General features: G+C 62.1%; 26 protein-coding genes and 1 pseudogene. 19 read left to right on the forward strand and 8 right to left on the reverse strand.

What is annotated here, in order from left to right; all coding sequences use genetic code 11:
• Positions 1-241, forward strand: a 241-nt coding sequence (locus ACXIQ9_RS08795; protein ID WP_459016412.1) for a sigma factor-like helix-turn-helix DNA-binding protein, incomplete at its 5' end; no start/stop codon positions are given.
• On the opposite strand, the gene ACXIQ9_RS08800 is transcribed toward ACXIQ9_RS08795, so the two are convergent.
• Positions 238-789 carry a hypothetical protein gene (locus ACXIQ9_RS08800; RefSeq protein WP_459016413.1) on the reverse strand — a complete coding sequence of 184 codons (552 nt, stop codon included), beginning with the start codon at positions 787-789 and terminating at the stop codon, positions 238-240. The genes ACXIQ9_RS08795 and ACXIQ9_RS08800 overlap by 4 nt on opposite strands.
• A gap of 30 nt (positions 790-819) precedes the next feature.
• On the opposite strand from ACXIQ9_RS08800, the gene mutY reads away from it, so the two are divergent.
• Positions 820-1,974: an A/G-specific adenine glycosylase gene (gene mutY, locus ACXIQ9_RS08805; protein ID WP_459016414.1), complete on the forward strand. Its 1,155-nt coding sequence runs from the start codon at positions 820-822 to the stop codon at positions 1,972-1,974.
• A 3-nt stretch (positions 1,975-1,977) separates the two neighbouring features.
• Positions 1,978-2,967 carry a carbohydrate kinase family protein gene (locus ACXIQ9_RS08810; protein ID WP_459016415.1) on the forward strand — a complete coding sequence of 330 codons (990 nt, stop codon included), beginning with the start codon at positions 1,978-1,980 and terminating at the stop codon, positions 2,965-2,967.
• Here the strand turns inward: ACXIQ9_RS08810 and tsaE are convergent.
• Positions 2,964-3,416 (reverse strand): tRNA (adenosine(37)-N6)-threonylcarbamoyltransferase complex ATPase subunit type 1 TsaE, encoded by a 453-nt coding sequence (gene tsaE, locus ACXIQ9_RS08815; protein ID WP_459016416.1) that lies wholly within the window; start codon positions 3,414-3,416, stop codon positions 2,964-2,966. The two genes, ACXIQ9_RS08810 and tsaE, sit on opposite strands and share 4 nt — an antisense overlap.
• 115 nt (positions 3,417-3,531) lie before the next feature.
• On the opposite strand from tsaE, the gene ahcY reads away from it, so the two are divergent.
• On the forward strand, positions 3,532-4,959 hold the full coding sequence (gene ahcY, locus ACXIQ9_RS08820) for an adenosylhomocysteinase (RefSeq protein ID WP_247476546.1): 1,428 nt from the start codon (positions 3,532-3,534) through the stop codon (positions 4,957-4,959).
• A 97-nt stretch (positions 4,960-5,056) separates the two neighbouring features.
• Here ahcY and ACXIQ9_RS08825 read toward each other — a convergent pair whose 3' ends face one another.
• Positions 5,057-5,446, reverse strand: a complete 390-nt coding sequence (locus tag ACXIQ9_RS08825) for a single-stranded DNA-binding protein (protein ID WP_459016417.1) — start codon at positions 5,444-5,446, stop codon at positions 5,057-5,059.
• 182 nt (positions 5,447-5,628) lie between these two features.
• Between ACXIQ9_RS08825 and ACXIQ9_RS08830 the strand changes: the two genes are divergently transcribed.
• The 7 genes from ACXIQ9_RS08830 (at position 5,629) to ACXIQ9_RS08860 (ending at position 12,104) form a co-directional block, all read left to right on the forward strand.
• Positions 5,629-6,675: a rod shape-determining protein gene (locus ACXIQ9_RS08830; protein WP_459016418.1), complete on the forward strand. Its 1,047-nt coding sequence runs from the start codon at positions 5,629-5,631 to the stop codon at positions 6,673-6,675.
• Positions 6,675-7,394 (forward strand): rod shape-determining protein MreC, encoded by a 720-nt coding sequence (gene mreC / locus ACXIQ9_RS08835; RefSeq protein WP_010314251.1) that lies wholly within the window; start codon positions 6,675-6,677, stop codon positions 7,392-7,394. The genes ACXIQ9_RS08830 and mreC overlap by 1 nt, the downstream gene beginning before the upstream one ends.
• A 2-nt stretch (positions 7,395-7,396) precedes the next feature.
• A complete protein-coding gene (locus ACXIQ9_RS08840; protein ID WP_459016419.1) occupies positions 7,397-7,894 on the forward strand; it encodes a rod shape-determining protein MreD in 498 nt (165 codons plus the stop codon).
• Complete coding sequence (locus ACXIQ9_RS08845) at positions 7,891-9,213, forward strand: ABC transporter substrate-binding protein (RefSeq protein WP_459016420.1); 1,323 nt, start codon at positions 7,891-7,893, stop codon at positions 9,211-9,213. Before ACXIQ9_RS08840 ends, ACXIQ9_RS08845 begins: the two co-directional genes overlap by 4 nt.
• A gap of 114 nt (positions 9,214-9,327) precedes the next feature.
• Complete coding sequence (gene rpaB, locus ACXIQ9_RS08850) at positions 9,328-10,134, forward strand: response regulator transcription factor RpaB (RefSeq protein WP_010314257.1); 807 nt, start codon at positions 9,328-9,330, stop codon at positions 10,132-10,134.
• 44 nt (positions 10,135-10,178) lie between these two features.
• On the forward strand, positions 10,179-11,573 hold the full coding sequence (gene argH, locus ACXIQ9_RS08855) for an argininosuccinate lyase (protein ID WP_459016421.1): 1,395 nt from the start codon (positions 10,179-10,181) through the stop codon (positions 11,571-11,573).
• A 75-nt stretch (positions 11,574-11,648) separates the two neighbouring features.
• Entirely contained in the window at positions 11,649-12,104 is a 456-nt protein-coding gene (locus ACXIQ9_RS08860; protein ID WP_459016422.1) for an RNA recognition motif domain-containing protein, read from the forward strand.
• On the opposite strand, the gene ACXIQ9_RS08865 is transcribed toward ACXIQ9_RS08860, so the two are convergent.
• Positions 12,101-12,364, reverse strand: coding sequence for a hypothetical protein (locus tag ACXIQ9_RS08865; protein ID WP_459016423.1), 264 nt, complete (start codon positions 12,362-12,364; stop codon positions 12,101-12,103). The genes ACXIQ9_RS08860 and ACXIQ9_RS08865 overlap by 4 nt on opposite strands.
• A 77-nt stretch (positions 12,365-12,441) precedes the next feature.
• Between ACXIQ9_RS08865 and ACXIQ9_RS08870 the strand changes: the two genes are divergently transcribed.
• The 4 genes from ACXIQ9_RS08870 to ACXIQ9_RS08885 are packed head-to-tail and all read left to right on the forward strand — an operon-like array spanning position 12,442 to position 15,295.
• Positions 12,442-13,308 (forward strand): alpha/beta fold hydrolase, encoded by an 867-nt coding sequence (locus ACXIQ9_RS08870; protein ID WP_459016424.1) that lies wholly within the window; start codon positions 12,442-12,444, stop codon positions 13,306-13,308.
• Positions 13,309-13,313: 5 nt separating this feature from the next.
• Entirely contained in the window at positions 13,314-13,703 is a 390-nt protein-coding gene (locus ACXIQ9_RS08875; RefSeq protein ID WP_459016425.1) for a GtrA family protein, read from the forward strand.
• 27 nt (positions 13,704-13,730) lie between these two features.
• Entirely contained in the window at positions 13,731-14,441 is a 711-nt protein-coding gene (locus tag ACXIQ9_RS08880; RefSeq protein ID WP_459016426.1) for a glycosyltransferase family 2 protein, read from the forward strand.
• An 11-nt stretch (positions 14,442-14,452) separates the two neighbouring features.
• On the forward strand, positions 14,453-15,295 hold the full coding sequence (locus ACXIQ9_RS08885) for an aldose epimerase family protein (RefSeq protein ID WP_459016427.1): 843 nt from the start codon (positions 14,453-14,455) through the stop codon (positions 15,293-15,295).
• Positions 15,296-16,075: 780 nt separating this feature from the next.
• Here the strand turns inward: ACXIQ9_RS08885 and ACXIQ9_RS08890 are convergent.
• Positions 16,076-16,435: pseudogene (locus ACXIQ9_RS08890) on the reverse strand (FAD-binding oxidoreductase); the annotation flags it as partial.
• Between the two features lie 14 nt (positions 16,436-16,449).
• Here ACXIQ9_RS08890 and ACXIQ9_RS08895 point away from each other — a divergent pair.
• A complete protein-coding gene (locus ACXIQ9_RS08895) occupies positions 16,450-17,781 on the forward strand; it encodes a four-carbon acid sugar kinase family protein (RefSeq protein ID WP_459016428.1) in 1,332 nt (443 codons plus the stop codon).
• Here the strand turns inward: ACXIQ9_RS08895 and ACXIQ9_RS08900 are convergent.
• Positions 17,765-19,111, reverse strand: coding sequence for an APC family permease (locus ACXIQ9_RS08900; protein WP_459016429.1), 1,347 nt, complete (start codon positions 19,109-19,111; stop codon positions 17,765-17,767). The two genes, ACXIQ9_RS08895 and ACXIQ9_RS08900, sit on opposite strands and share 17 nt — an antisense overlap.
• A 39-nt stretch (positions 19,112-19,150) precedes the next feature.
• Positions 19,151-20,488: a (Fe-S)-binding protein gene (locus ACXIQ9_RS08905; RefSeq protein ID WP_050778417.1), complete on the reverse strand. Its 1,338-nt coding sequence runs from the start codon at positions 20,486-20,488 to the stop codon at positions 19,151-19,153.
• A 77-nt stretch (positions 20,489-20,565) separates the two neighbouring features.
• Here ACXIQ9_RS08905 and ACXIQ9_RS08910 point away from each other — a divergent pair, with 77 nt between their 5' ends.
• From ACXIQ9_RS08910 to ACXIQ9_RS08920, 3 genes are read left to right on the forward strand one after another with little or no spacing between them, the layout of a single operon-like run.
• Entirely contained in the window at positions 20,566-22,401 is a 1,836-nt protein-coding gene (locus ACXIQ9_RS08910; RefSeq protein ID WP_459016430.1) for a carbamoyltransferase family protein, read from the forward strand.
• Positions 22,402-22,403: 2 nt separating this feature from the next.
• Positions 22,404-22,808 carry an SxtJ family membrane protein gene (locus ACXIQ9_RS08915; protein WP_459016431.1) on the forward strand — a complete coding sequence of 135 codons (405 nt, stop codon included), beginning with the start codon at positions 22,404-22,406 and terminating at the stop codon, positions 22,806-22,808.
• Positions 22,809-22,815: 7 nt separating this feature from the next.
• Positions 22,816-22,977 (forward strand): DUF5989 family protein, encoded by a 162-nt coding sequence (locus tag ACXIQ9_RS08920; protein ID WP_459016432.1) that lies wholly within the window; start codon positions 22,816-22,818, stop codon positions 22,975-22,977.
• A gap of 55 nt (positions 22,978-23,032) precedes the next feature.
• Here the strand turns inward: ACXIQ9_RS08920 and ACXIQ9_RS08925 are convergent, their stop codons facing one another.
• A complete protein-coding gene (locus ACXIQ9_RS08925; protein WP_459016433.1) occupies positions 23,033-24,457 on the reverse strand; it encodes an NADP-dependent isocitrate dehydrogenase in 1,425 nt (474 codons plus the stop codon).
• Positions 24,458-24,500 lie beyond the last annotated feature (43 nt).

Genomic DNA, 24,500 nt, shown 5'->3' on the forward strand with positions numbered 1-24,500 from the left:
GTGCCTACGGATGGATATGCGGGGACTGCTGGACCAACTGCCGGACCTGCAGGGCCGCGTGCTGAAGATGCGCTACGCGATTCCATGCCGCGATGTGCCTGACCCGGATGAGCCGATGAGCTTGACCGGTATCGGCCGGGTCCTGGGCATCAGCCGCGACCGGGTACGCAACCTCGAGCGGGATGGGCTGGCTGGTCTGCGTCGTTTGAGCCAGAACGTTCAGGCCTACGTCGCGGTTTAGCGCTGAGGCTTGGCCGTCGCCCTCAGGAGGCTTAGGACATGTTCAGCCTCATCTTGATGTTGATAGGCCTCCGCTTCCTGAATCACTCTGTGGCGGTTGCGTTCTGCGCTTGATGCGCCCCAGCCGAGCGGTTCAACACCTTTGAGTCCTCCGTTGAGGTGCTGCAGGACATGGATGAACTCGTGGCTGATCAGCTTGCAGCGGACGACAGCACTCATCGGTCTGGGCTTCAGCATGATTGTGCCGAGGCGGCCATGCTCCGCTCGATAGCTGGCATCCTTCCCGGCCAACTCAGGGGGGCCGGACAAAATGACAACCCCCAGACGTTTTCCTTGCACCAGCAGGGCTTCGGCGAGATTGGGATCATCGCTACAGCGGCTGCTCAGGCCATCCGGTGGCCTCGAATAGTTCGGCCTAGGGGCTTCTGCAGCTCTAGACAGCTTTTTCGGTGCCGGCTCGGATGGATCGGGATCGGAGAAGGTGGCGATCCCAACGAACAGCACTCCCAGTGGCATTGCCAGCGGTAGCCATGGACGAAGGACGGACACGTAGACCTTGGCCGTGAGTTCCAGTCTGTGATGGAAGCTCAATCGTTGGGGTCAGCCCAGTTGCTTGATTGGTGGCAGGTCTATGGCCGCCACGACATCCCCTGGAAGCGTTCTCCTGCGGGAGGACTGCCCGAAGGGACGGACGTTCTGGACCCCTATCCCATTTGGGTTGCGGAGGTCATGCTTCAGCAGACCCAGCTGCAGGTCGTGTTGCCCTACTGGCAGCGCTGGATGGATCGTTTGCCGACGGTTCAGGCCTTGGCTGAAGCCGATGAGCAAGAGGTCCTGTTGCTCTGGCAAGGGCTTGGCTATTACTCCCGCGCCCGCCGGCTGCATCAAGGGGCCCAGCAGCTCCTGAGGAGCTACGGGCGATGTCTTTCGGACGATGCGTTCGACCGATGGCCTCGTGACCTCGAGAGCTGGTTGACCTTGCCGGGAATTGGTCCGAGCACCGCTGGAAGCATCCTGTCGTCGGCATTTGATCTGCCCTTTTCGATCCTTGATGGCAACGTCAAACGGGTGCTCTCGCGTTTAATCGCTAGCCCCACGCCGCCGGCCCGCAACAGCAAAGAGCTCTGGGCTTTAAGCGAGCAGCTGCTTTCAAGGGAGCAGCCGCGCAACTTCAACCAGGCTCTGATGGATCTGGGGGCCACGGTCTGCACCCCTAAGAATCCCAGCTGCCAGCAATGTCCCTGGCGCGAGGATTGCGCTGCCTACGCTTCCGGCGATCCAGTGGCCTACCCCGTGAAAGAAGCCCCACGTGAACTGCCCTTTCAGGTCATTGGCGTCGGCGTGGTGCTCAACGACGCGGGCGAGGTTCTGATTGATCAGCGCCTGAATGAAGGGCTGCTGGGTGGTCTTTGGGAATTCCCCGGCGGGAAGCAGGAACCGGGGGAGCCGATCGAAGACACCATTGCGAGGGAATTGCGGGAGGAATTGGCGATTGAGGTGCAGGTGGGGGAGGAGTTGATCAGCCTGGATCACGCCTATAGCCACAAACGTCTGCGCTTTGTCGTTCACCTCTGCCATTGGCGCTCCGGTGAGCCCCAACCCTTGGCCTCGCAGCAGGTGCGCTGGGTGAAGCCCCAGCAGCTCAGCGATTTCCCGTTCCCCGCCGCCAACGCGCGGATCATTGCCGCCTTGCTGGCGCGTCTGCACCCTGAGGAGGGAACCGCCGCGGCCTGATCGATGCAACCAGCCCCCAAGGTGATTTGTCTGGGCGAGGCCCTGGTTGATCGCCTGGGTCCCTTGGGGGGAGATCCGGCGACGGCAACAGCTGATCAATGTGACGACCGCTTGGGCGGGGCCCCGGCCAATGTCGCTTGCGCCCTGGCCCGTCTTGGCACACCCTCAGCCTTTGTCGGACGGCTGGGGCGCGATTCGATCGGAGAGTCCTTTCAACAGTTGATGGCGAACCGCGGCGTGGAGCTGGCCGGTCTGCAACGGGATGCCACGCGCCCCAGTCGTGTTGTCTTGGTGCGCCGCCATGCCGATGGCGAGCGGGTCTTCCAGGGATTTGCCGGTGACCAGGGTCAGGGGTTCTCGGATCAGGCCCTCGATCAGGCCGAGTTGGAGTGGGCCTGGCCTGCCTTGGTCGCCCAAGCCCAGTGGCTGCTCGTAGGCACGATTCCGCTAGCCACAGCAGCGTCGGCGGTCAGTTTGCGTTGGGCGGTGGATCAGGCAAAGGCAGCGGGGTTGCGGATTGCTTTGGACGTCAATTGGCGCCCCACCTTTTGGGATGTCAGCCGTGATCCAGCCGCCGGCCCGGACGCGGCAGCCCTCAGGGCGATGCAGCCCCTCATTGCTTCGGCGTCGCTGTTGAAGTTGGCCAAGGAAGAGGCCCTATGGCTCTTCGGCAGTGTTGATCCGAGCGTCATCTCGGCGGGCCTGCCCCAAGTACCTGACGTTGTGGTGACTGATGGTGGGAACCCTGTCCATTGGTCTTTGGCCGGTGCCTCCGGGGTGCTCGAGGCCTTAGCGCCACCCCAGGTGGTCGACACCACCGGCGCCGGCGATGCCTTCAGTTCGGGTCTCCTGCATCAACTGGTGCAGGGGGGGGCGCCTCCGGAGCAGATGCTGCGTTTCGCAGCAGCCTGTGGTGCCTTGGTCTGCGGCGGGGCGGGGGCGATTGACCCTCAACCCGATGCGGTTGCAGTGCAGCGGTTTCTGCAGCGTTAGCGCTGCAACCTGGCCAGCCGTCCGGCCTCCGGGTCGTTCGGGTTGAGCAGGTCCAGCTGCAGGGTCCAGGCGCCTTCTGGTTTGAAGCTCAGTCGCCCGGGCCACTCCACCGCCAGCAAGGCGCCCAGTGCCTGGGCTTCCTCTTCTTCTTGGCAGAAGAGCTCATCGGCGGAGGCACTCTGCTCAAGGCGATAGAGGTCGAGATGGACCAAGGCGGCGGCCTGGCCTTGGTAATGCTGCGCTAAGGCGAAGGTCGGGCTGGTGATGGGTTCTTCGATCTCGAGAGACAGGGCAATCCCTTGCACCAGGGAGGTTTTGCCGGCTCCCAAATCCCCCTCCAGCAACAGGATGGGCCTCGGCTGCGGTAACGCGAGCCAGTCCAAGGCCAGTTGACGGCCAAGGTTCTGGGTGGCCGCCGCATCCGCTAACTGCACGCTCAGTTGTTGCATACCGATAGATTGCCCTTAAGCGAGCCCGAAGCCTCGGCGTCTCTGCAGATATTCCACACCTCTTGCCAAGCCACGGTCTGGGCTGGCGAGTGCATTCACCTCAAGAACATCAACCATGGTGGCCTCCCCCACTGCGCCTGCGCTGCAGAGCACCAGCACCTATGTGATCGCCGATCTGGGTCTGGCTGATTTCGGTCGCAAGGAGATCGAGATCGCTGAGACCGAGATGCCCGGTCTGGTGGCCCTGCGCAGCAAGTACGGCGCTGAGCAGCCCCTGAAGGGTGCCCGCATTGCGGGTTCCCTGCACATGACGATTCAGACCGCCGTTCTGATCGAAACCCTGGTCGCTCTGGGCGCCGAAGTGCGCTGGGCCAGCTGCAACATCTTCTCCACCCAGGACCACGCCGCTGCTGCGATCGCTGCTGCGGGTGTCCCTGTGTTCGCCTACAAGGGCGAGACCCTCGATGAGTACTGGGCCTTCACCCACCGCATCCTCGAGTGGGGCGACGGCGGTACCCCCAACATGATTCTCGATGACGGCGGCGATGCCACCGGTCTCGTGATCCTGGGAACCAAGGCCGAGAGCGACCCCTCCGTTCTGGACAACCCCAGCAACGAAGAGGAGACCGCGCTCTTCAACAGCATTCGCCAGAAGCTGGCAGCCCAGCCTGGCTTCTATTCCCGGATCAAGGCACAGATCCAGGGCGTGACCGAGGAAACCACCACCGGTGTGGCCCGTCTCTATCAACTGCAGAAGAGCGGCGAGCTCCCCTTCCCCGCCATCAACGTCAACGACTCCGTCACCAAGAGCAAGTTCGACAACCTCTACGGCTGCCGTGAGTCCCTGGTGGACAGCATCAAGCGCGCCACCGACGTGATGGTGGCCGGCAAGGTCGCTCTGGTGCTCGGCTACGGCGATGTGGGCAAGGGATCTGCCCAATCCCTGCGTGGCCTTGGCGCCACCGTGATGATCGCTGAGATCGATCCGATTTGCGCCCTGCAGGCCGCCATGGAGGGCTACCGCGTCGTCCGTCTGGAGGACGTTGTGGCTGATGTCGACATCTTCGTCACCGCCACCGGCAACTTCCAGGTGATCCGCCACGAGCACCTGATCCAGATGAAGGATCAGGCGATCGTCTGCAACATCGGCCACTTCGATAACGAAATCGATGTCGCCTCCCTGAAGCAGTACACCTGGGAGAACATCAAGCCCCAGGTCGACCACATCACCCTGCCCAGCGGCAACAAGATTCTGTTGCTGGCCGAAGGTCGTCTGGTGAACCTGGGCTGCGCCACCGGCCACCCCAGCTTCGTGATGAGCAACTCCTTCACCAACCAGGTGCTGGCTCAGATCGAGCTCTTCACCAAGGGCGCTCAGTACGCCAAAGAGGTTTACGTGCTGCCCAAGCACCTTGATGAGATGGTGGCTCGCCTCCACCTCGAGAAGATCGGCGCCAAGCTCACCGAGCTGTCCGCCGAGCAGGCCGCCTACATCAACGTTCCCGTTGAGGGCCCCTACAAGCTCGAGCACTACCGCTACTGAGCCCTGAGACAACAAAGCCCCTCAACGCTGAGGGGCTTCTCTTCCCGAAGCCCGGTCGACTGAAGACCGGGCTTTTTTGTGCTCGTCCTGCGATCGCTCAGAATGGCACTTCGTCTTCGCTGGGCGCGCCGCCACCGAAACCACCACCGCCAAAGCCATTGGCTTCGGCGTCACGTTTGGAGCCCAGCAGTTCCAGTCGGTCCACCCGAACCACGGGCTTGCTGCGCTCTTCGCCGCTGTTGCGGTCCGTCCAGCGGTCCAGCTTGAAGCTGCCGATGATCCCTAGTAGGGAGCCCTTGCGGACGTAGTCGGCGGCGACCTGAGCTTGCTTGCCCCAGATCTCCAGGTTGAACCAGTCGGGTTCGTCGTTATTGCTGCGGCGGTTCACCGCGATGGTCAGGTTGGCCACCATGCTGCCGGACTCGAAGTAGCGCACTTCGGGATCGCGGCCAGCGCGGCCGACCAGGGTTACGGAATTGACGCCCATGGCGTTCTCCTGCGTTTGCGTTGGATCAATGATGCAGTCCCCGGGCGGGGAGCTTCGAGGTGAGAGTTCCACCCTTTGCCCCGGATGTGTCACCACCGCTGCAAAACCCGAGTGGCAGCTAGGTCTTTGAGGGTGTCAGATCGCAGGATCTACCTATGCTTTGAGGGAATGGGGAGACGTCTGTGTTCTTCAAGCGTTTCCAGCTGTCCCGCGACATCGGCATCGATCTAGGGACGGCGAACACCCTGATGTATGTCTCCGGTAAGGGCATCGTCCTGCAGGAGCCCTCCGTGGTGGCGATCGACCTTGAGCGTGGTGTGCCCCTGGCGGTGGGGGATGAGGCGAAGCTGATGTTGGGCCGCACCCCTGGAAATATCCGTGCTGTGCGTCCCCTTCGCGACGGCGTCATTGCTGACTTCGACGCCGCTGAGCAGATGATCAAGACCTTTATTCAGAAAGGGAATGAGGGCCGCGGCATCGTGGCGCCCCGCTTGGTCATCGGCATCCCCAGCGGGGTCACCGGCGTTGAGCGCCGCGCGGTGCGAGAAGCGGGCTTGGCCGGCGCCCGCAATGTGCATCTGATTGAGGAGCCCGTGGCCGCGGCCATCGGCGCGGGCCTGCCGGTGACCGAGCCCGTTGGCACGATGATTGTCGACATTGGCGGCGGCACCACGGAGGTGGCGGTGCTGTCCCTGGGGGGCACGGTGCTCAGCGAGTCGGTCCGGGTCGCCGGCGATGAGCTGAGCGATTCGATCAGCAACTACCTCAAAAAGGTCCACAACCTGGTAGTGGGGGAGCGCACCGCTGAGGAGATCAAGATCCGGATCGGCTCGGCCTTCCCCGACGACGCCTTCGACGAATCGACGATGGATGTTCGTGGGTTGCATCTGCTCTCGGGTCTGCCCCGCACGATTCCCGTGCGTGCCGGCGATATTCGTGAGGCGATGGCAGAGCCCCTGAACGTGATCGTGGAGGCGGTCAAGCGAACCCTGGAGCGCACCCCGCCGGAGTTGGCCGCCGACATCGTCGACCGGGGGATTGTGCTGGCGGGTGGGGGCGCCTTGGTTCGCGGCATCACCGATCTGATTAGCCACGAGACCGGAATCCTGGTGCACATCGCCGAGGATCCCCTGCTCTGCGTGGTCAACGGCTGCGGCCGCGTGATTGAGGACTACCAGGGCCTTGAGCGGGTGCTCGACACCCCTGACTTCAGCAGGCTGAACGCGTAATGGCCAGTCGAATCAACAAACTGGTTCAGGCCTGGCCTTGGTGGTTGCTGCTGGCCGTCTTGGCTGGTGTTCGGTTGACCAAGGGTGCGGGCGTCCTCGATGCCTACGCCCTGTTGAGTCGTCCGTTCTGGCCGGGCCAGGCCCAGTCCGAATGGCTCCGCTCCGCGCAGCAGTTGGATCAGCAGACGCGGCTGCAGCAGTTGGAGAGCGACAACGCTCGCCTGCGCGGTCTGGTTGCCCTGGATCAAGCCAAGGGTGCACGGATCTCGGCTCCGGTGATCTCCCGTCAGGCCTCCGGTTGGTGGCAACAGTTGGAGTTGGGCAAGGGCAGCCTGCAGGGGGTGCGCGCCGGCGCTGCCGTCCTCGCCCCCGGAGGCCTGATCGGCCGGGTCGCCAGCGTCACCCCCAGTACGGCCCGTGTCGCCCTGCTGACCAACAGCACCAGCCGCCTGGGGGTCTGGGTTCCGCGGGTCAAGCGCCATGGCCTGTTGATTGGCGGCGATACGCCGCGGCCGCGGCTCCAGTTCCTGGATAAGGACACTGGGGTGCGCCCCGGAGATGTGGTGACCACCTCCCCCGCCAGCACCTTGCTTCCCCCCAACCTCACGGTGGGTGTTGTTCAGAGCGTCGATGATGAGTTGGTTCCAGCCCCCGATGCCGTGGTTCAACTGAGTGCACCGATCGACGCGGTCGATTGGGTGCAGTTGGTGTCCCGTTAGTGATGGCCGGATTGCACCGCCATGGCCCGTGTGTGGCCTCTGCCCTCTCGGTTCCGGCGCTGACCTTGCTCTCCCCGGGCTGGTTGAGCCTCGATGGCATCTCCCCCAGTTGGGCGGTGCTCTGGCTGCTGCCCTGGGCCTTGGTGGATGGGGCCTGGTCCGGGGCTTCTGCAGGCTTGGCCTTGGGCTTGCTGCTCGATGGCTTGCATGTCGGTCACGTCACCCAGCTGCCGGCTCTCGTGCTGCTGGGTTGGTGGTGGGGACTCCTCGGCCGGCGGGGTAGTCCGATTGAGCGCAGCTTCAACCTGGGGCTGCTGGCGGCCCTGGGCAGCCTGGTCCTAGGGGGCAGTTTCTTGCTCCAGTGGCGGTTCCAGGGTGTGTTGCCCGAGGGTGGCTTGCAGCTGCTGGCGGCTCAGGCTTTGATCACGGCCTTGCTGGCACCTCTGGTTTGTTCGGTTTTGCTGCTGCGTTGGCGACAACTGCTCTCCGCACGGGGTTGAAGACCCCCAAGCGGTTGGTCGCGGGGCTGCTGGCGGGTGCAGCGCTCACGGGGGTGCTCGCGGCTTGCGCCCCCGCTCGGCGGCAGACCTCCGCTCGCATTCCAATCCAGTTCTGGACCTTGGATCTGGCCCCCAAGTTCAACGACTACCTCAACGGAGTCATTGCCCGCTGGGAGCAGCAAAACCCTGGCTATGACGTGGTTTGGACCGATGTCCCCTGGGGATCGGTCGAGCGCAAGTTGCTGGCGGCGGTGTTTGCGCGCACGGCTCCCGATGTGGTGAACCTGAACCCGCTCTTCGCGGCCAACTTGGCCAGCAAGGGCGGCCTGCAGCCCCTTGAGCCCCTGTTGCCCCAGGGCGCTGCCGAGACCTATCTGCCGCTGATCTGGCAAGCGGGCCAAAGTGCCGCTCCCGATGGTCAGCCGCAGCAGTTCGCCATTCCTTGGTACCTGACGGCCCGGATCACTCTGGCCAACAGCCAGCTGTTGAGTCAGGCCGGCTACGACGGGCCGCCGCGCAGTTGGGCTGAGGTGCCGGCCTATGCCGAAGCCGTGAAGCGCCGAACGGGGCGCTATGCCCTGTTTGTGACCGTTGTTCCTGAGGACTCCGCCGAGTTACTCGAGTCCCTGGTGCAGATGGGGGTGACGCTGCTGGACCAGCGGCAACGGGCGGCCTTCAACACACCGGCGGGCAGGCGGGCCTTTGCCTTCTGGAGCGATCTCTATCGCCGTGGCCTGCTGCCCCGGGAGGTGGTCAGCCAGGGGTACCGGCGGGCGATTGAGCTCTACCAAAGCGGTGAGTTGGCCCAGGTGGGAAGCGGTGCGGAGTTTCTGCGCAGCATCCAGACCAATGCGCCCCAGGTGGCCGCGGCCACCCGTCCCTATCCGCCCGTGACCGGTGCCAATGGCGCTGCCAATGTGGCGGTGATGACCCTGGCGATTCCCCGCCAGAGCAAGGTGGCCGGGCCGGCGACCCGCTTTGCCCTTTTTCTGACCGATGCCAATAACCAGGCCCGTTTTGCCGAGCAGGCACGGGTGCTGCCTTCGTCCACCGGTGCCTTGCGGCAGGTGGAAGAGGCCCTGGCGGATGAGCGAGCGTCGACTCAGGCTGAGCAGCTGGTGCGGCAGGCCCGTTTGCTTTCGGCCCAAACCCTGAGCTCAGCTCGGGTGCTGGTGCCGGCCAGCCCTGGGGTGAAGCGGCTGCAGGCCATCGTCTACACCCAGCTTCAGCGGGCGATGTTGGGCCAGATCAGCAGTGATGCGGCCTTGGCTGAGGCGGAGCGTCAGTGGAACGCCTACGCCGCAGGACGCTGGCCCTAGAGCGACCTGGAGAAAACCTTAAGACTGGCGCCGCATAGCTCAGTTCGCCGGCAAAAGGCTATCGCCAAGCGAGGTCTGAGAGTTAACGTTGCGCTTCTTCACGCTGTGTAGTGCATGCCGCTCGACGAGCAGCAACGACAGAGTGATGCCTCCTCTGTCGAGGCCTCGTCAGAGCAGCGCGCCACCGTGATGGTGGTGGATGACGAACCTGCTGTGCGGCGGGTGCTCGTGATGCGCCTCCAGCTGGCCGGCTACCAGGTGGTCTGCGCTGAAGACGGCGAGGAAGCGCTCGCCCTCTTCCACAAAGAGCAGCCAGACCTGGTGGTGCTCGACGTGATGCTCCCGAAGCTCGATGGCTTCGCCGTCTGCCGGCGTCTGCGGGCTGAGTCCTGCGTACCGATCATTTTTCTCTCGGCCTTGGATGCCATCGCTGAGCGGGTCGCTGGCTTGGACCTGGGCGCAGACGACTATCTGCCGAAACCCTTCAGCCCCAAAGAGCTGGAGGCTCGGATCGCCACGATCCTGCGCCGCGTTGGCCGCGGTTCGGCCACCAACGAGCCCCGGGATGTTCCCGCGGGTCAAGGGGTGCTTCGCGTCGGCGATCTGGTGGTGGACACCAATCGCCGTCAGGTCACCCGTGATGGTGAGCGCATCGGTCTGACCTACACCGAATTCAGCCTGCTGGAACTGTTGTTCCGTGAGCCTGGCCGGGTTGTTCCCCGCGCTGAGATCCTTGAGCAGCTTTGGGGCTATCCGCCCCGCCGTGCCGCCGACTTGCGGGTGGTGGACGTTTACGTAGCCCGTCTGCGCGGCAAGCTCGAGCCCGATCCGCGCAACCCTGAGCTGATCCTGACCGTGCGCGGCACCGGTTACGCCTCCCAGCGCATGGGCGAGAACGCCCCGATGGCGGCCGCGAGCTAATCGGCTGCCTGCCAAGCTGAGATTTAGCAGCAAGTCCGGGCCCGATGGCCGTTGATTCCTCTTCCTCCACCTGGAGTCAGCGTTTTGAGCAGGGTCTGCATCCAGCGATTGAGCGCTTCAACGCATCGATTGGGTTTGACATCGAGCTGCTGCAGCAGGACTTGGACGGCTCGATCGCCCATGCCCGGATGTTGGGCAGCACGGGGGTGATCACGGCCCAGGAGGCTGAGCAGCTGGTCGCTGGTCTGGAGCAGGTGCGCGCCGAGGCGGCGGCGGGTCAGTTCAAGCCTGGCCTGGAGGATGAGGACGTGCACTTCGCCGTGGAGCGAAGGCTGATCGCGATCCTGGGTCCCCTGGGTAAAAAGCTCCATACCGGACGCTCCCGCAATGACCAGGTCGGCACGGATTTGCGCCTCTGGCTACGGAGCCAGATTGATGCCATCGATGGCGCCTTAGTGCGCTTTGAGCAGTCATTGCTCGCCCAGGCCGAAGCCCACGTGGAGGTGATGATCCCCGGTTACACCCACCTACAGCGGGCTCAGCCGATCTGTCTGGCCCATCACCTGCTGGCCTACGTGGAGATGGCGGAGCGGGACCGTGCTCGCCTGAAGGACCTGCGCAAGCGGGTCAACATCTGTCCCCTTGGCGCCGCTGCCTTAGCGGGGACGCCAGTGCCGATTGATCGGCGGCAGACGGCGGCCGCTTTGGGTTTTGAGGATGTTTACGCCAACAGCCTGGACGCCGTCAGCGACCGCGATTTCGCGGTGGAGTTCAGTGCGGCCGCCAGCCTGGTGATGGTTCACCTGAGTCGCCTGAGCGAGGAGGTGATCCTGTGGGCTAGTGAGGAGTTTCGCTTCGTCAGCCTCACTGATCGTTGCGCGACGGGCAGCAGCCTGATGCCCCAGAAGAAAAACCCCGATGTCCCTGAATTGGTCCGAGGCAAATGCGGGCGCGTGTTCGGGCACCTGCAGGGGCTGCTGGTGATGATCAAGGGCCTTCCCCTGGCTTACAACAAGGATTTCCAGGAGGACAAGGAGGCTCTGTTTGACGCCGTAGCCACCACCCTGGCCAGCTTGGAGGCGATGGCGATCCTGTTTGAAGAGGGTCTGGAGTTTCGTCCGCAGCGTCTGGAACAGGCGGTGGAGAGTGACTTCTCCAATGCCACCGATGTGGCGGACTACCTGGTCGGTAAAGGTGTCCCCTTCCGGGAGGCCTATCAACTCGTCGGCGGCCTGGTCAAAACCTGTTTGCAGGAGGGGGTCCTCCTGCGCCAGCTGCCCTTGGAGCGTTGGCAGCAGCTCCATTCAGCTTTTGAGGCCGACATTTTCGAAGCCATCCATCCCCGTCAGGTGGTCGCCGCTCGCCGGAGTGAGGGGGGGACGGCTTTTGAGAAGGTCCGCCTGCAACTGGAGCGGGCCAAACAGCGGCTGGCTGATTGAGAGCAGCCTCTCAAATCGCTTCAGCCGGTCTAGGGTTCTGGGGCTGAATCAACGCCTAATCGGCCCGGACGGCCTGTGAGCATCTTTGTTGGCAACCTGCCTTTTCGCGCAGAGCAAGAGGACGTCGCCGAGTTGTTTGCCCCCTTTGGTGAAGTCGCCAATTGCGCCCTTCCCCTTGAGCGCGATACCGGCCGCAAGCGTGGGTTCGCCTTCGTCGAACTCGTTGATCCTGAGAGCGAAGACCGGGCTATTGATGCTCTGCAGGGGGCTGAACTGATGGGCCGCCCCTTGCGCATCAACAAGGCGGAACCCCGTTCTCCCGGCGGTGGTGGTGGAGCCCCCCGCCGCGGCGGCTATGGCGGCGGCGGGGGCGGATATGGAGGCTCTTATGAGCCCAGTCGTGCTCCTGAACCTCGGGGTGATCGTCCATCCGGTGCCCAGGGCTGGGAAGACCGCAGCTACGGCAGTCAGAACGATTCCTTTGGCGAGGGTCGGGCTCGCCGTCGCCGCAGCAGCTACCAGGGCGATTAGTCCTGGCGGGCGATCACGCCCCAAAAGAGGCCATAGAGCGCTGCGACCAGCCCAAGGCTTGAGCCCCAACTGGGGCCCAGGCTGAAGCCCAAGCCCAGGTTGATGCCGAAGCCCAGCACCAGGGCCAGGGCAAGGCAGCCGCTGAGCTTGAGGCTGGCCTGCCCCGCTCCGTCGTCTTCGTTCAGCAGCCGGCCACTGAGGGGGATGTAGGCACTCAAGGCCCAGAGCGCCGTGCCTGGAAGCCAGAGAGTCCAGCTCATTAGCAGCCAGTCGGTGATCACCCGGCGCCCCCAGGGCAGTGGATCTCCCTAGCATCGCCCCCCAGCCGCAGGCCCCCGTGACCACGAGCACCTGGCAGTTTCAGGGGTTTCCCATCCATTGCCTGCAGCAGGGCACGAGCGCCGCTGACCGTCCTGCAGTGTTGTTGGTGCATGGCTTTGGCGCCTCGACCGACCACTGGCGCTTCAATATCCCGGCCCTGCAGCAGCACTACGAGGTCCATGCCTTGGATCTGCTGGGCTTTGGCCGCAGTGCCAAGCCCGCCGGCCCGAGCTATGGCGGTGCCCTCTGGCGCGATCAGTTGGTGAGCTACGTCAGGGAGCGCATTGGCCGGCCGACGGTCCTCGTTGGTAATTCTCTGGGGGGTTACGCCGCCCTGGCTGCTGGGGCGGCCTTGGGTTCAGACAGTGCGGGGGTGGCCCTGCTGAATGCCGCTGGACCGTTTTCTGATGAACAGGGCGAGCCCAAAGGCTGGGGTGCGATCGCCCGCCGAACGGTCGGATCGGCCCTGCTCAAGAGCCCGATCCTCCAGCGCCTGTTGTTTGAAAACATGCGCCGTCCGGGCAACGTGCGCCGCACCCTGAATCAGGTCTACATCGATCGCACCAACGTCGATGACGAACTGGTGGAGTCGATCCTGGCTCCCTCCCGTGATCCCGGAGCATTCGGGGTGTTCCGCACGGTCTTCGACATTCCCCGGGGCCAGCCCCTGGATGAGCTGTTTGCCGAGCTGCAGTCACCGCTGCTGCTGCTCTGGGGCATTCGCGATCCCTGGATTAACGCTGCCGGCCGTCGCGGAGCCTTCCAGCGTCACGCCCCAGCGAACACCACGGAAGTGGTCCTCCAGGCCGGTCATTGTCCCCATGACGAGGTGCCGGGCCAGGTGAATGCTGCTCTGCTGGAGTGGCTGGATCAACTCCCCTAGCCTTTATGGGATCAGGACGGAAGCGGCGTTTTCTGGGTTACGGCGTCCTGAACGTCCTGGCCACCAATCTGGTGCTTCAGGGTCTGCTGTTGGTGATGGCCACGGGCTTGGCCACGTTCCTGAGTCAGCTTCTGAACGTGGCCTTGGGCTTTGTTCTGTATGGCAAGCGGGTGTTTCGGGTGGACCGTCTGCAGAAACGTTCGGCCCTTGCCTATGCGCTAACGGCTTTGGGCCTCTGGTGGTGCAACTGGGCTGGAATCGGCTACCTGGCCAGGTGGGGTCTCTCGCGCAATGTGGCGGCCTTGCTGCTGATTCCAGTCCTCGCGGCGTTGTCCTACACGGTTCAAAAGCTGGTGGTGTTCCGTAAGGCCCCCGTTGAGCCTGTGCTGAAGTAGTTCGCACAGAACAGGAGCATCAAGGCAATGCAAACCGAGAGCACGCGTCCCTTGCTTTCGGTGGTCATTCCTTGTTTCAACGAGGCCGGAACGATTCTCGACTTGCTCGAACGGGTCCGCCAGGCACCGGTTGCCTCTAAGCAGCTCATCGTTGTTGATGACGGCTCCAGTGATGGGACCCGTGAGTTGCTGAAGGGCTTGAGCGCGCCGGACCTCACCGTGTTGCTTCATGAGCGCAACAAGGGCAAAGGGGCTGCGCTCGCCACTGGCTTTGCCGCCGCCCAAGGTCAGATTTGCATTGTTCAAGATGCCGACCTCGAGTATGACCCCAATGAATATCCACTCGTGATTAGCCCGATCGTTCAGGGCAAGGCGGATGTGGTTTTTGGTAGTCGCTTTCAGGGTGCGGCCCCCCACCGTGTGGTTTATTTCTGGCACCGTGTGGGTAATGGTTTCTTGACGTTAATGAGCAATATGTTGACCGACCTAAACCTCACAGATATGGAGACTTGTTATAAAGCATTTCGCACTGAAATTATTCAGTCGATACCGATTCGGGAGAAGCGATTTGGTTTTGAACCGGAAATTACGGCCAAGGTGGCGAAACGTCGCTGCCGCATCTATGAGGTGGGTATCTCCTATTACGGCCGCACCTACGACGAAGGCAAGAAAATCGGCTGGAAGGATGGCGTTCGTGCCGTTTGGTGCATTCTCAAGTACAACCTCTGGGCACGCTGACGCTCGAGACCATGGGTCTGCAAGCTGCCGAAGGGCCGTACCCGCATCACTGTTTCACGGCTGCGAACGGTGATCAGCTCAGGGTTGTCCCCGAGCGTGGCGGGCTCGTCACCGGTTGGCTGTGTGGTGGCCAAGAGCGTCTGTATTTCGACGCCGATCGCTTTGCTGACCCAGCCAAGAGTGTTCGCGGTGGTATTCCCGTGTTGTTCCCGATCTGCGGGAATCTCCCGGAAGGGAGCTACACGCTTCCTCAGCACGGCTTTGCCAGGGATCTGCCGTGGCAACTCGAGGCGTTGAGCGATGGGGCTGGACTTCGTTTGGTCTTGGAGTCCAATCCACAGACCCGTGCTGCGTTCCCCTTCTCGTTTCGTTTGAGCATGGACTACAGGCTTGCACCGTCGGCCTTAGAGGTTCTGGCCACGGTTGAACATGGACCCGACAGCTCTGGTGTGATGCCGTTCTCGCTCGGCCTGCACCCCTACTTCGCCGTCAGTTCACTGCAGGCCGCCAGCTTGGATGGCCTGCCTGAGCGCTGCCTGGACCATCACCAGATGGCTCAGGCTTCAACGGCCGAACAGTTGGCCCAGCTGCCCGAGGGGGTGGATCTCCTGGCTGATCCAACGGGCGATTCGGTGCGTTTGGTCGACGCTGGTTCGGGCCAGGTCATCAGCCTCGAACTGACTGCTCCGCTGGATCTGGCGGTGGTCTGGACCGAGCCCCCTCGCTCCATGGTTTGCCTGGAGCCCTGGACGGCCCCACGCGGCTCCCTGGCGACGGGTGATCGCCGCCTGGAGTTGGAGCCTGGTCAGGCGATGCAGTTGCGTTGCCGTTACGTCTGCTCAGAGGCCGGGTAGGCGTCCTCGAGCGAGCTGTTGCAGTGGATCGAACTTCCGCTTGATTGCGGCAATCAGGCTGTGGTTCGCACAGTCCAGTGCGCTCGTGAGGGCGCTCGAGCTCGGTTGCTGCAGGAGAGTGAGCGCGCCGCCGAGCGATCGGCAGCGTTCGGCCAAGCTGCTGATTCTGTGGCCCGGCAGATCCTCAGGATCAGCCCAGGCCAGGCCTTGGCCGCTCCCGGCGGCCAGGTTGAGTCGGATGCCCTGCAAGCAGGCTTCACCCATCCAGGCGTGGGCTTGAGCTGGCGGCAGTCCGATGCGTATTAACCAACGATCCTTGTCGAGCTCAGCTTCTGCTTCACGTCCTGCGGCCTCGAGCTCCAGGAGCTCATCGGCGTTGAGGCCGTTGGCCTGGAGTCCAAGCGTCTGCGCGTAGCTGTTGAGTTCCTGCAATTGGGACTCCACAGCGCTTCGGCTGATGCTGACGAGCCCAAGCAGTAGGCAGGGCATCCCCTCGATCGTCCACCAATCCAGGCGCTGGGGCATCAGGGCCGCCTGCAGGCAGGCTTGGCGCATGGATTCCAGCGCTTCCAGCTCCCCCGTGAACAGCAGTCCAGCGCGATGGGGCTGCTGGGGGAAGGTGCGCAGCGTGACTTGGGTGATCAGTCCAAGGCTGCCCCAGCTGCCGCAGAACAGCCGCATGAGGTCGTAGCCAGCCACGTTCTTCACGACTTGGCCTCCGGCCCTGGCCTGGGTTCCATCAGCCCGCATCACCTCCAGGCCAATCACTTGATCGCGGATCCCCAGATAGCGCTGCCTGAATCCACCGGCCATCCCGCGGGCAATGAGACCTCCGATCGTTCCGCTTTGGGTTCCAGCAGTCCCACTGCCCCAGGGCCAGTCCACCGCCAGCCATTGCTTGGCCTCCGCCAGAGCCGCCTGGAGATCGATCAAGGGCAGGCCTGCTTCCACGCTGACCGTGAAGTCGCCGCTGGAGTGATGCACCAGCCGATTGAGCTTCGCTGTGCTGAGGGTTTGCGGTTGCTCCAGTGCTGCTCCCCAATGCAGCCTTGTGCCTGCGCCAGCCGGCGTCCACGGCAGGGCCTGCTGGTGCCATTGGCGCACCAGATCCTGGAGTTCGCGGTGTTCAGGGGTGATCACGGCACGATGGTGCCATGGCTCAGCGGATCAAGGTCCTGGTGCTTGATGACGATCCAACTGGATCGCAGACGGTGCACAGCTGTCCTCTGTTGCTGCGCTGGGACCCGGGCAGCCTGCGCCAAGCCCTGCTCCACCCCTCACCGCTGCTGTTTCTGCTCGCGAACACGCGCGCGCTCGACCCCCAGGCCGCCGAGCAGCGGGTCCGCAGGATTTGCCATGCTCTGAAGCCTGCCCTGGCCGAAGCGCAGGCCGCTGGATTGATGGATCGCTGGCTGATCGTCAGCCGCGGCGACTCCACCCTGCGCGGTCACTTTCCGCTTGAGCTGGAGGTCATTGACCAGGAGCTGGGCCCCTTTGCTTCCACGTTGCTGGTGCCGGCGTTTTTGCCTGGGGGTCGGACCACCAAGGAGGGGATGCATTTGCTGCATGGAGAACCGGTCCATGCCACAGCCTTTGCGCAGGATCGACTGTTCGGATTTTCCAGCAGCTTTTTGCCGGCTTGGGTGGAGGAGAAAACCGCCGGACAGACCCTGGCCGCCTCGGTTCGGCAAATCAGCTGCTCCGACTTGGAGGCTGCTCCTGAGGCCCTGAGGGAACGGCTCGCCGCCTTGCCTCCGGCCTCGATCGCCTGTGTCGATGCGGAGCGGCCGGAGCAGTTGACGGCCCTGGGCGAGGCCATCTGGGCCTGCGAGCGTCAGGGTCAGCGTTTCGCCCTGCAGTCCGCCGCCAGCTTGATCAATGGGCTTGTGCCGCTGCCACCCCAGCCGCTTGACGCCTCTGGCTTGGCCGGGCTTAGGCGCGGCCCCGCTCTGCCTGGCTTGGTGCTGGTGGGTTCCCATGTGCTCTTGGCTGATGCTCAACTGACGACACTGCTGGCTGAGCCCGCTTGCATCGGCATCGAGCTCGATGTCCGCAAGGTGGCGCGTGTGGTGTTTGGGCCAGAACGGCACCGCCTTCTCGCCAGCCTTGAGCAGTCCTGGCGGCAGCAGATCGAAACGGTCATCAGCGAGGGCCATACCCCCGTTGTCTTCACGAGCCGCGGTGAGCTCCATTGCTCCAGCCCTGCGGAACGCCGGGAGCTTGGGACGGAGTTGGCGCAGCTGATGGCGCGCTTAGCCGGAGGCCTGGCCCCGCGACTCGGGTACGTGATCAGCAAAGGGGGGATCACCACGCACACCCTGCTGGAGTCCGGCCTGAAGGCCCCTTGGGTTGAGCTGCAGGGACAACTGTTTGCTGGGTTGTCGCTCGTGATGACCCCAGACGGTCTGCCGGTCATCACCTTCCCCGGCAATTTGGGCGATGCGTCGAGCTTGCGTCAGGCCTGGACACTCATGCAGCAGCCCTGAGCCGTTGGCTGGCTTCTGAGGCCAGGCCTCCGGCGGCGACTAGGGCCAGGGCCCAGAGGCTGTTGACGGAATCGCTCCAGAGGGCTGCCAGCAAAAAGGCCAGCGACACCGTTCCCACCAGGATCGGCGTCAGGGGATAGGCCCAGCAGCGGAACGGCCGATCCAGCTCCGGTTGGCGTTTCCGCAGGACCATCAAGGTGACGAATCCGCACAGGGGCAGCCCCACATAGAGGAAGGCTCCCATCCCCAGCAGGCTTTCAAACGAACCACTGACTACCAGCAGCGTGCTGCAGAGGGAGGTGATCAGTAGGGCATTCACCGGGGTTCCACCGGCATTCACCTCGGCGGTGAAGCCGGGCATTAATCCATCGCGTCCGAGGCCAAACAGGATGCGTGGAGCTGCCATCGCCACGGTGTTAGTCACGCCCAGGAGAGAGACCAAGGCAACGGCGGTGATCACCGCTCCGCCCTGGGGTCCAACCAACCGTTCGGCAGCTGTGGCGGCGGGCAGGCTTGATTCCGCCAGGACCGGGATGGGCAGCACATGCAGCAGTGCTGCGTTGATCAACAGATAGAGGCCAGCAACCGCTAGGACCCCACCAATCAACGAGCGCGGGATGTCCCGGCTGGGTCTGGCGAATTCTTCAGCGAAATAAATCGGACAAGCCCAACCGTCGTAGGTGGTGATCACTGCCTGCAGGGCCAGCACCATAGGCACGAACAGGTTCAGATCGGGTGGGATGAAGCTGGCTGGTGCTTCCACTCGATTGGGAAGGGGCAGCGCGAAACAAGCCACCACCAAGGCCGCAAAGATCAGAGCCTTAATCAGGCTGAGAAACTCTTGGCTGGTGCCACCGGAGCGCACCCCTGGCCACTGGATCAGTGTGAACAGCCCCAGGATCCCGACGGCGATCCAGGCGCTGCTCATTGGCACCAGAGGCGAGAGGTAATCACCCAGGGTGGTGACGACCCAGGCCAAGCCAATGCAGTGGGCGATCCAGTCGCTCCAGCCCACTAGAAATCCCGCACGACGCCCAAAGGCGGCTTCGGCGTAGACATACCAGCCCCCCGCCTTGGGCATGGCTGCTGCCAGTTCCGCCACACAGATGGCGCCGAGCAGGGCGTAGGAGGCTCCCAGGACCCAGATCCAGAGAATCCAGGGCTGCGAGGGCAGTTGCTCCGCCACCAGTCCTGGGATCCGCAGGATGCCGGCGCCGATGGTTCCTCCAATCGATCCGGCGAGCCCAAAGCCAACGCCAAGCACCTGGAGCAGGCGGCCATTGGGTGCTGAACCGGGGGATTGATCGTTGCCTTGACCGACTACCCCCAAACCTTCAGCCTGATTTCAGGTGTTCGTCTCTACTTGTAGCTACTCAATCTCTTTCACGTGGTCCATGGGTTGATTTCTGAAGCTTTGGTCCAAGAGCTGCATTGGATGAGCAACGGGAATCGCCCCTCGCTGATCTTTGAGATGTTTGCGGATTTGTAGCGTGCAGCCAATGTTGGCACTGGCAATCCAGTCGGGATTGGTGGTCGCTAGGTCTTGCGCTTTGATTGCTCCAAGTGCGTTCGCTTCATCCGGTCGAACGAGGTTATAAATTCCCGCGCTTCCGCAGCAAACGCCTGCCTCCATTGCTTCCTTCAATTTCACATTGGGAATCGATTGAAGGAGGCTGCGAGGCGCTGACTTGATCTGCTGCCCGTGCAGCATATGGCATGCGTCATGGTAGGTAATTGTTGTTGTTTGATCGCTGCGAAGAGGCTGTAATTGTTGCTTGAAGGCGTCGCTGAGTCCTTGTTGATCAAGGAATTCATGAACATCAAAGACGCTATTCGCAAATGTCTGTCCATGCGTTTGGTGGCTGAGGATTGATCCGTACTGCTTCATGGTGTGTCCACAGCCTGAGGCTGCCACCAGTACGGCGTCGAGCGGTTCGCTTCCGGCTTCTTTGCCAGGTCCAATGACCTGCCTAAAGCTGTTGATGAGTTCTGAGGCAAAGGTCTCGGTGAGTGCCGTCTCCCCTTGGTGATGGGTCGCTGCCCCGCAGCAGCCTTGTTGGGTTGGAATGACGACTTCAAAGCCGTTTGCCGTCAGCACCCGCACGGTCGCAGCATTTACCTCGGGGTCAAAGACGCGCTGCACGCAGCCCAGCACAAGACCCACCCTTCCTCGCTTATCACCCATCGCGGGGTTGATGACGGGCCAGTCATCCCGGAAACTGCTTTCGCTCATCGCAGGGAGCAGTTCTTCCATCGCCTGGATCTGGGTTCCCAACCGGCGGCTCAGGCCTGATTGGCGAATCAGTTCTTGCAGCCGTGAGCCGGCATAGCGTCGCAAGGGTGACAGTGCGGCACGCAGGCGCCGCGGATAGGGCAGGAGCGCAAACAGGAGCTTTCGGAACGCGGTCTCTCCGGGAGTGCGCAGCTCCGGGGCGTTGAGCTTTGGCCGCGTGGCTTCAATGAGTTGGTCGTACCGCACGCCTGAGGGGCAGGCGCTGACGCAGGCGAAGCAGCCCAGGCAGGTGTCGAAATGCGAGGCCACCGTGGCGTCAAGCTCCAGCTCTCCGCGGTCGATCGCCTTAAGTGTGTGGATCCGTCCCCGTGGCGAGTCCATCTCATTGCCGAGTACCCGGTAGCTGGCACAGGTGGGCAGGCAGAAGCCGCAGTGCACACAAGGGTCAGTGGCGCTGGTTAGGGGCTGGAGCATGGTCAGTACTTTGCCGCCCAGGCCTCCTGTGTTGGCTGCTTCATGACAGGATTTGGTGGGCGGATTTTTGCCAAGCCATGCGCATCCTGGGGATTTCCGCGTACTACCACGACAGCGCTGCAGCCTTACTGGTTGATGGCGAGGTGGTCGCAGCTGCCCAGGAAGAACGCTTTTCTCGGAAAAAACACGACGCTCGTTTCCCCGCCTCGGCGGCTCGCTATTGCTTGGATTCTCAAGGCCTGGCTTTGGCCGATATCGATGCGGTGGTCTACTACGAGAAACCGCTGCTGACCTTCGAGCGGCTTCTGGAGACCTACTTGGGTGCGGCCCCACGTGGTGGGCGCTCCTTTGTGGCGGCGATGCAGGTCTGGTTAAAAGAAAAACTGTTTCTCAAGACCGAGCTGAAAAAACAGGTCGCAGCTCTGGGTGCGCCTGATGCCAAGCAGCCGGAGTTGCTCTTTAGTGAGCACCATCTCTCCCATGCGGGTGCTGCTTTTTATCCAAGTCCGTTCGAGAAAGCGGCCGTTCTGTGCATGGACGGGGTTGGTGAATGGGCGACTACCTCGGCTTGGCTGGGTGATAGCGCAGGCCTCAGCCCCCTCTGGGAAATTAATTTCCCCCATTCCCTCGGACTGCTGTATTCAGCCTTTACCTACTACTGCGGCTTCAAGGTCAATTCAGGTGAGTACAAGTTGATGGGCCTGGCTCCCTATGGGGAGCCCCGTTATGTCGACCAAATTAAGCAGCACCTCATCGACATCAAGCCAGACGGCACGTTCCGCCTCGATCTCAGTTACTTCAAATTCCATCGTGGTTTCCGGATGACGGGCCGGAAATTCCATAAGTTGTTCGGCCGCCCACCGCGCAAAGGCGAGACAGAGCTCAGTCAATTCCATATGGATCTGGCGGCATCCATTCAGGTCGTCACTGAAGAGGTGGTACTCAAGTTGGCCAGGACCCTTCGCCAAGAAACCGGTGCGACAGCGCTCTGCTTGTCAGGTGGTGTGGCTCTGAATTGTGTGGCGAACGGGAAATTGCTGCGAGAGGGAATCTTTGATCAGATCTGGATTCAGCCGGCCAGCGGGGATGCGGGGTCGGCCCTTGGTGCTGCTCTGGTGGCTTGGCATCAGCATTTCAAGAATTCACGTCAGCCTGTACGCGGTGATGCGATGAAAGGGACGTATCTCGGACCCGCTTTCTCGAATCCTGAAATCTGTGAGTATCTGACAAGTATCAAGGCTCCGTTCCAGGCCCTCGAGGACCCGCTCCTTTTTGACCAGTTGGCGGAGCTGTTGGATCAAGGCAAGGTGGTGGGCTGGTTCAACGGCCGAATGGAATTTGGTCCCCGTGCTTTAGGTGCACGTTCGATCATCGGTGATCCGCGTAACCAGCAGATGCAGAGTGTGATGAACTTGAAGATCAAGTATCGCGAGAGCTTTCGTCCCTTTGCGCCATCTGTTCTCGAGCAAGAGGTTGCGAATCAGTTTGAGCTGAATGCTCAAAGTCCTTACATGCTTCTGGTTGCTCCGGTTAAAAAAGAGCTTTGCCAGTCCATGACGGCTGAGCAGGAGCAGTTGTTCGGGATCGAAAAGCTCAACGTTCCGCGCTCATCTCTTCCAGCGATCACCCATGTCGATTATTCAGCCCGTGTTCAAACCGTTTCAGAGCGAACCAATCCCCGCTACTTCAATTTGATCAAGGCCTTTCAACGCAGAACAGGTTGCCCAACGATTGTGAATACATCGTTCAACGTTCGCGGAGAGCCCATCGTTTGTACGCCTCAGGATGCCTACCGCTGCTTTATGCGGACCGAGATGGATGTCTTGGTGCTGCAGAACCAGTTGTTGTTGAAGGAAGAACAGCCCCTGGACGACGCGGACGAAAGCTGGAAACAGGAGTTTGAACTCGACTGATCATGATTCATTTGTCAGCGTCACCTGCATCCAAAAAGCAGCTCCGTGAGTTTGGAATTCTGCTAGGGATCGTCTTTCCACTCGTTTTTGGCTGGTTGATTCCTTCTCTGAAGGGCCACCATGCACCCATTTGGCCCTTTGTGATCGGGATCCCAAGCCTCATGTTGGCGTTGATCGCGCCTCGATTACTGCAGTGGCCTTACCAAGGCTGGATGAAGCTTGGCCATATCTTGGGATGGATCAATGGCCACCTCATTCTTGGTGTGGTTTTCCTCTTCGTGCTACAGCCCATCGCCTATGTGATGCGCTTGACCGGTTACGATCCTTTGAAACGCAAGCGAACGCGACTGGAGTCCTATCGCGAGACGTCTAAGCACAAGACCGTGGACTTAACCCGCATCTTCTGAGGTTTGAATGGAAGCTTTTCTCGACCTTCTTAAGGATATTTGGGACTTTCTGAAGGTCCGCAAAAAATACTGGCTTGCACCTTTGATTATCACTATTGTGCTGATGGGAGCGCTTCTTGTCTTTACTCAGGGATCCGTTGTCGCACCGTTTATTTACTCCATCTTCTGAGCTGCTGTCGTAGCGAAAGCCCGGTGCATGAACCCGGCTTTTCGTTTGTCTGGCTCTAGAAGTGCTTGATCACAGCCTCAGCAAAACCGCTGCAGCTCACCGGCTCAACAGGCGGTTCCATCAGACGGGCCAGGTCATAGGTGACCTCCTGATGGGCAATGGCATCGCTGATGCCCTTGGTGACCAGATCGGCGGCCTCCTGCCAGCCCATGTATTCGAGCATCATTACGCCGCTCAGGATCACTGAGCCGGGGTTGATGCGATCGAGTCCGGCGTGCTTCGGGGCCGTGCCGTGGGTGGCTTCAAAAATGGCGGCTGTGTCGCCGATGTTGGCGCCCGGTGCCATGCCCAATCCACCGACAACGGCTGCAGCCGCATCGGAGATGTAGTCACCGTTGAGGTTCAAGGTGGCCAGGATCGAGTAGTCGGCCGGCCGGGTTTGGATCTGCTGGAAGATGCTGTCGGCAATGCGGTCGTCCACCATCACCATCTGCTTCCACTTGCCGCCTCCATGGCTGGAGCCGATGGCATCGATGACCTCTTGAACTTCGGCGCAAATCGCTTCTTTCTTCTCGGGAGTCAGGCTGTCGTAGCCCGGGTCGATCATCTTGGCGTTGGCTTCGATGCTCAGCCCAGGGTTCTGATCGGCGTTGTCCAGGATCCAGCTCTCTCGCTCCGTGACGCAGTCCGCACGGAATTCGGTGGTGGCGAGCTCGTAGCCCCAGTCCCGGAAGGCGCCTTCCGTGAACTTCATGATGTTGCCCTTGTGCACCAGGGTTACGTGGCGCTTCTTGCCCTCCAGACGTAGGGCGTGCTGGATGGCCTTGCGGATATGGCGCTGACTGCCGTCCTTGCTCACGGGCTTGATGCCGATGCCTGAACCCTCAGGGATCTGTCGCTTGCCGAGCTTGCCGTTGGCAGGAATCACCACCTCATTGAGGTGCTTGCGCAGTGCTTGGCCGACAGGGTCGCTTGCTTCCCACTCGACACCCATATAGATGTCCTCGGTGTTCTCGCGGTAGACGATCACATCGAGGTCTTGTGGCCGTTTGTGGGGGCTGGGCGTCCCCTCGTAGTAGCGGCAGGGACGCACGCAGGAATAGAGGTCAAAAATCTGGCGCAAGGCGACGTTCAAGGAACGGATGCCGCCACCGACGGGGGTGGTCAGGGGACCCTTGATCGCGACGCCGTACTGGCGGACCGCTTCCAGGGTGTCCTCGGGGAGGTACTGGTAGGTGCCATAGAGGTCGCAGGCCTCATCGCCCGCGTAGACCTTGAACCACTCGATGCGACGCTGACCGCCATAGGCCTTGGCGACGGCCGCGTCCAGCACCTTCTGGGTGGCGGGCCAGATGTCAACGCCGGTGCCATCGCCGCGGATGAAGGGAATGATCGGGTCGTTGGGAACGACCGGTTGACCGTTCTCGAAGCGGATGGCCGTTCCTTGGCTGGGGGCGGTGAGCTTCTCGAAGGTCGCCATGGCTGCGGCAGAACACTGAAGGTGAGCCTAGGTTTCGGCCTAG

It is taken from the genome of Synechococcus sp. LTW-G, from assembly GCF_054459035.1.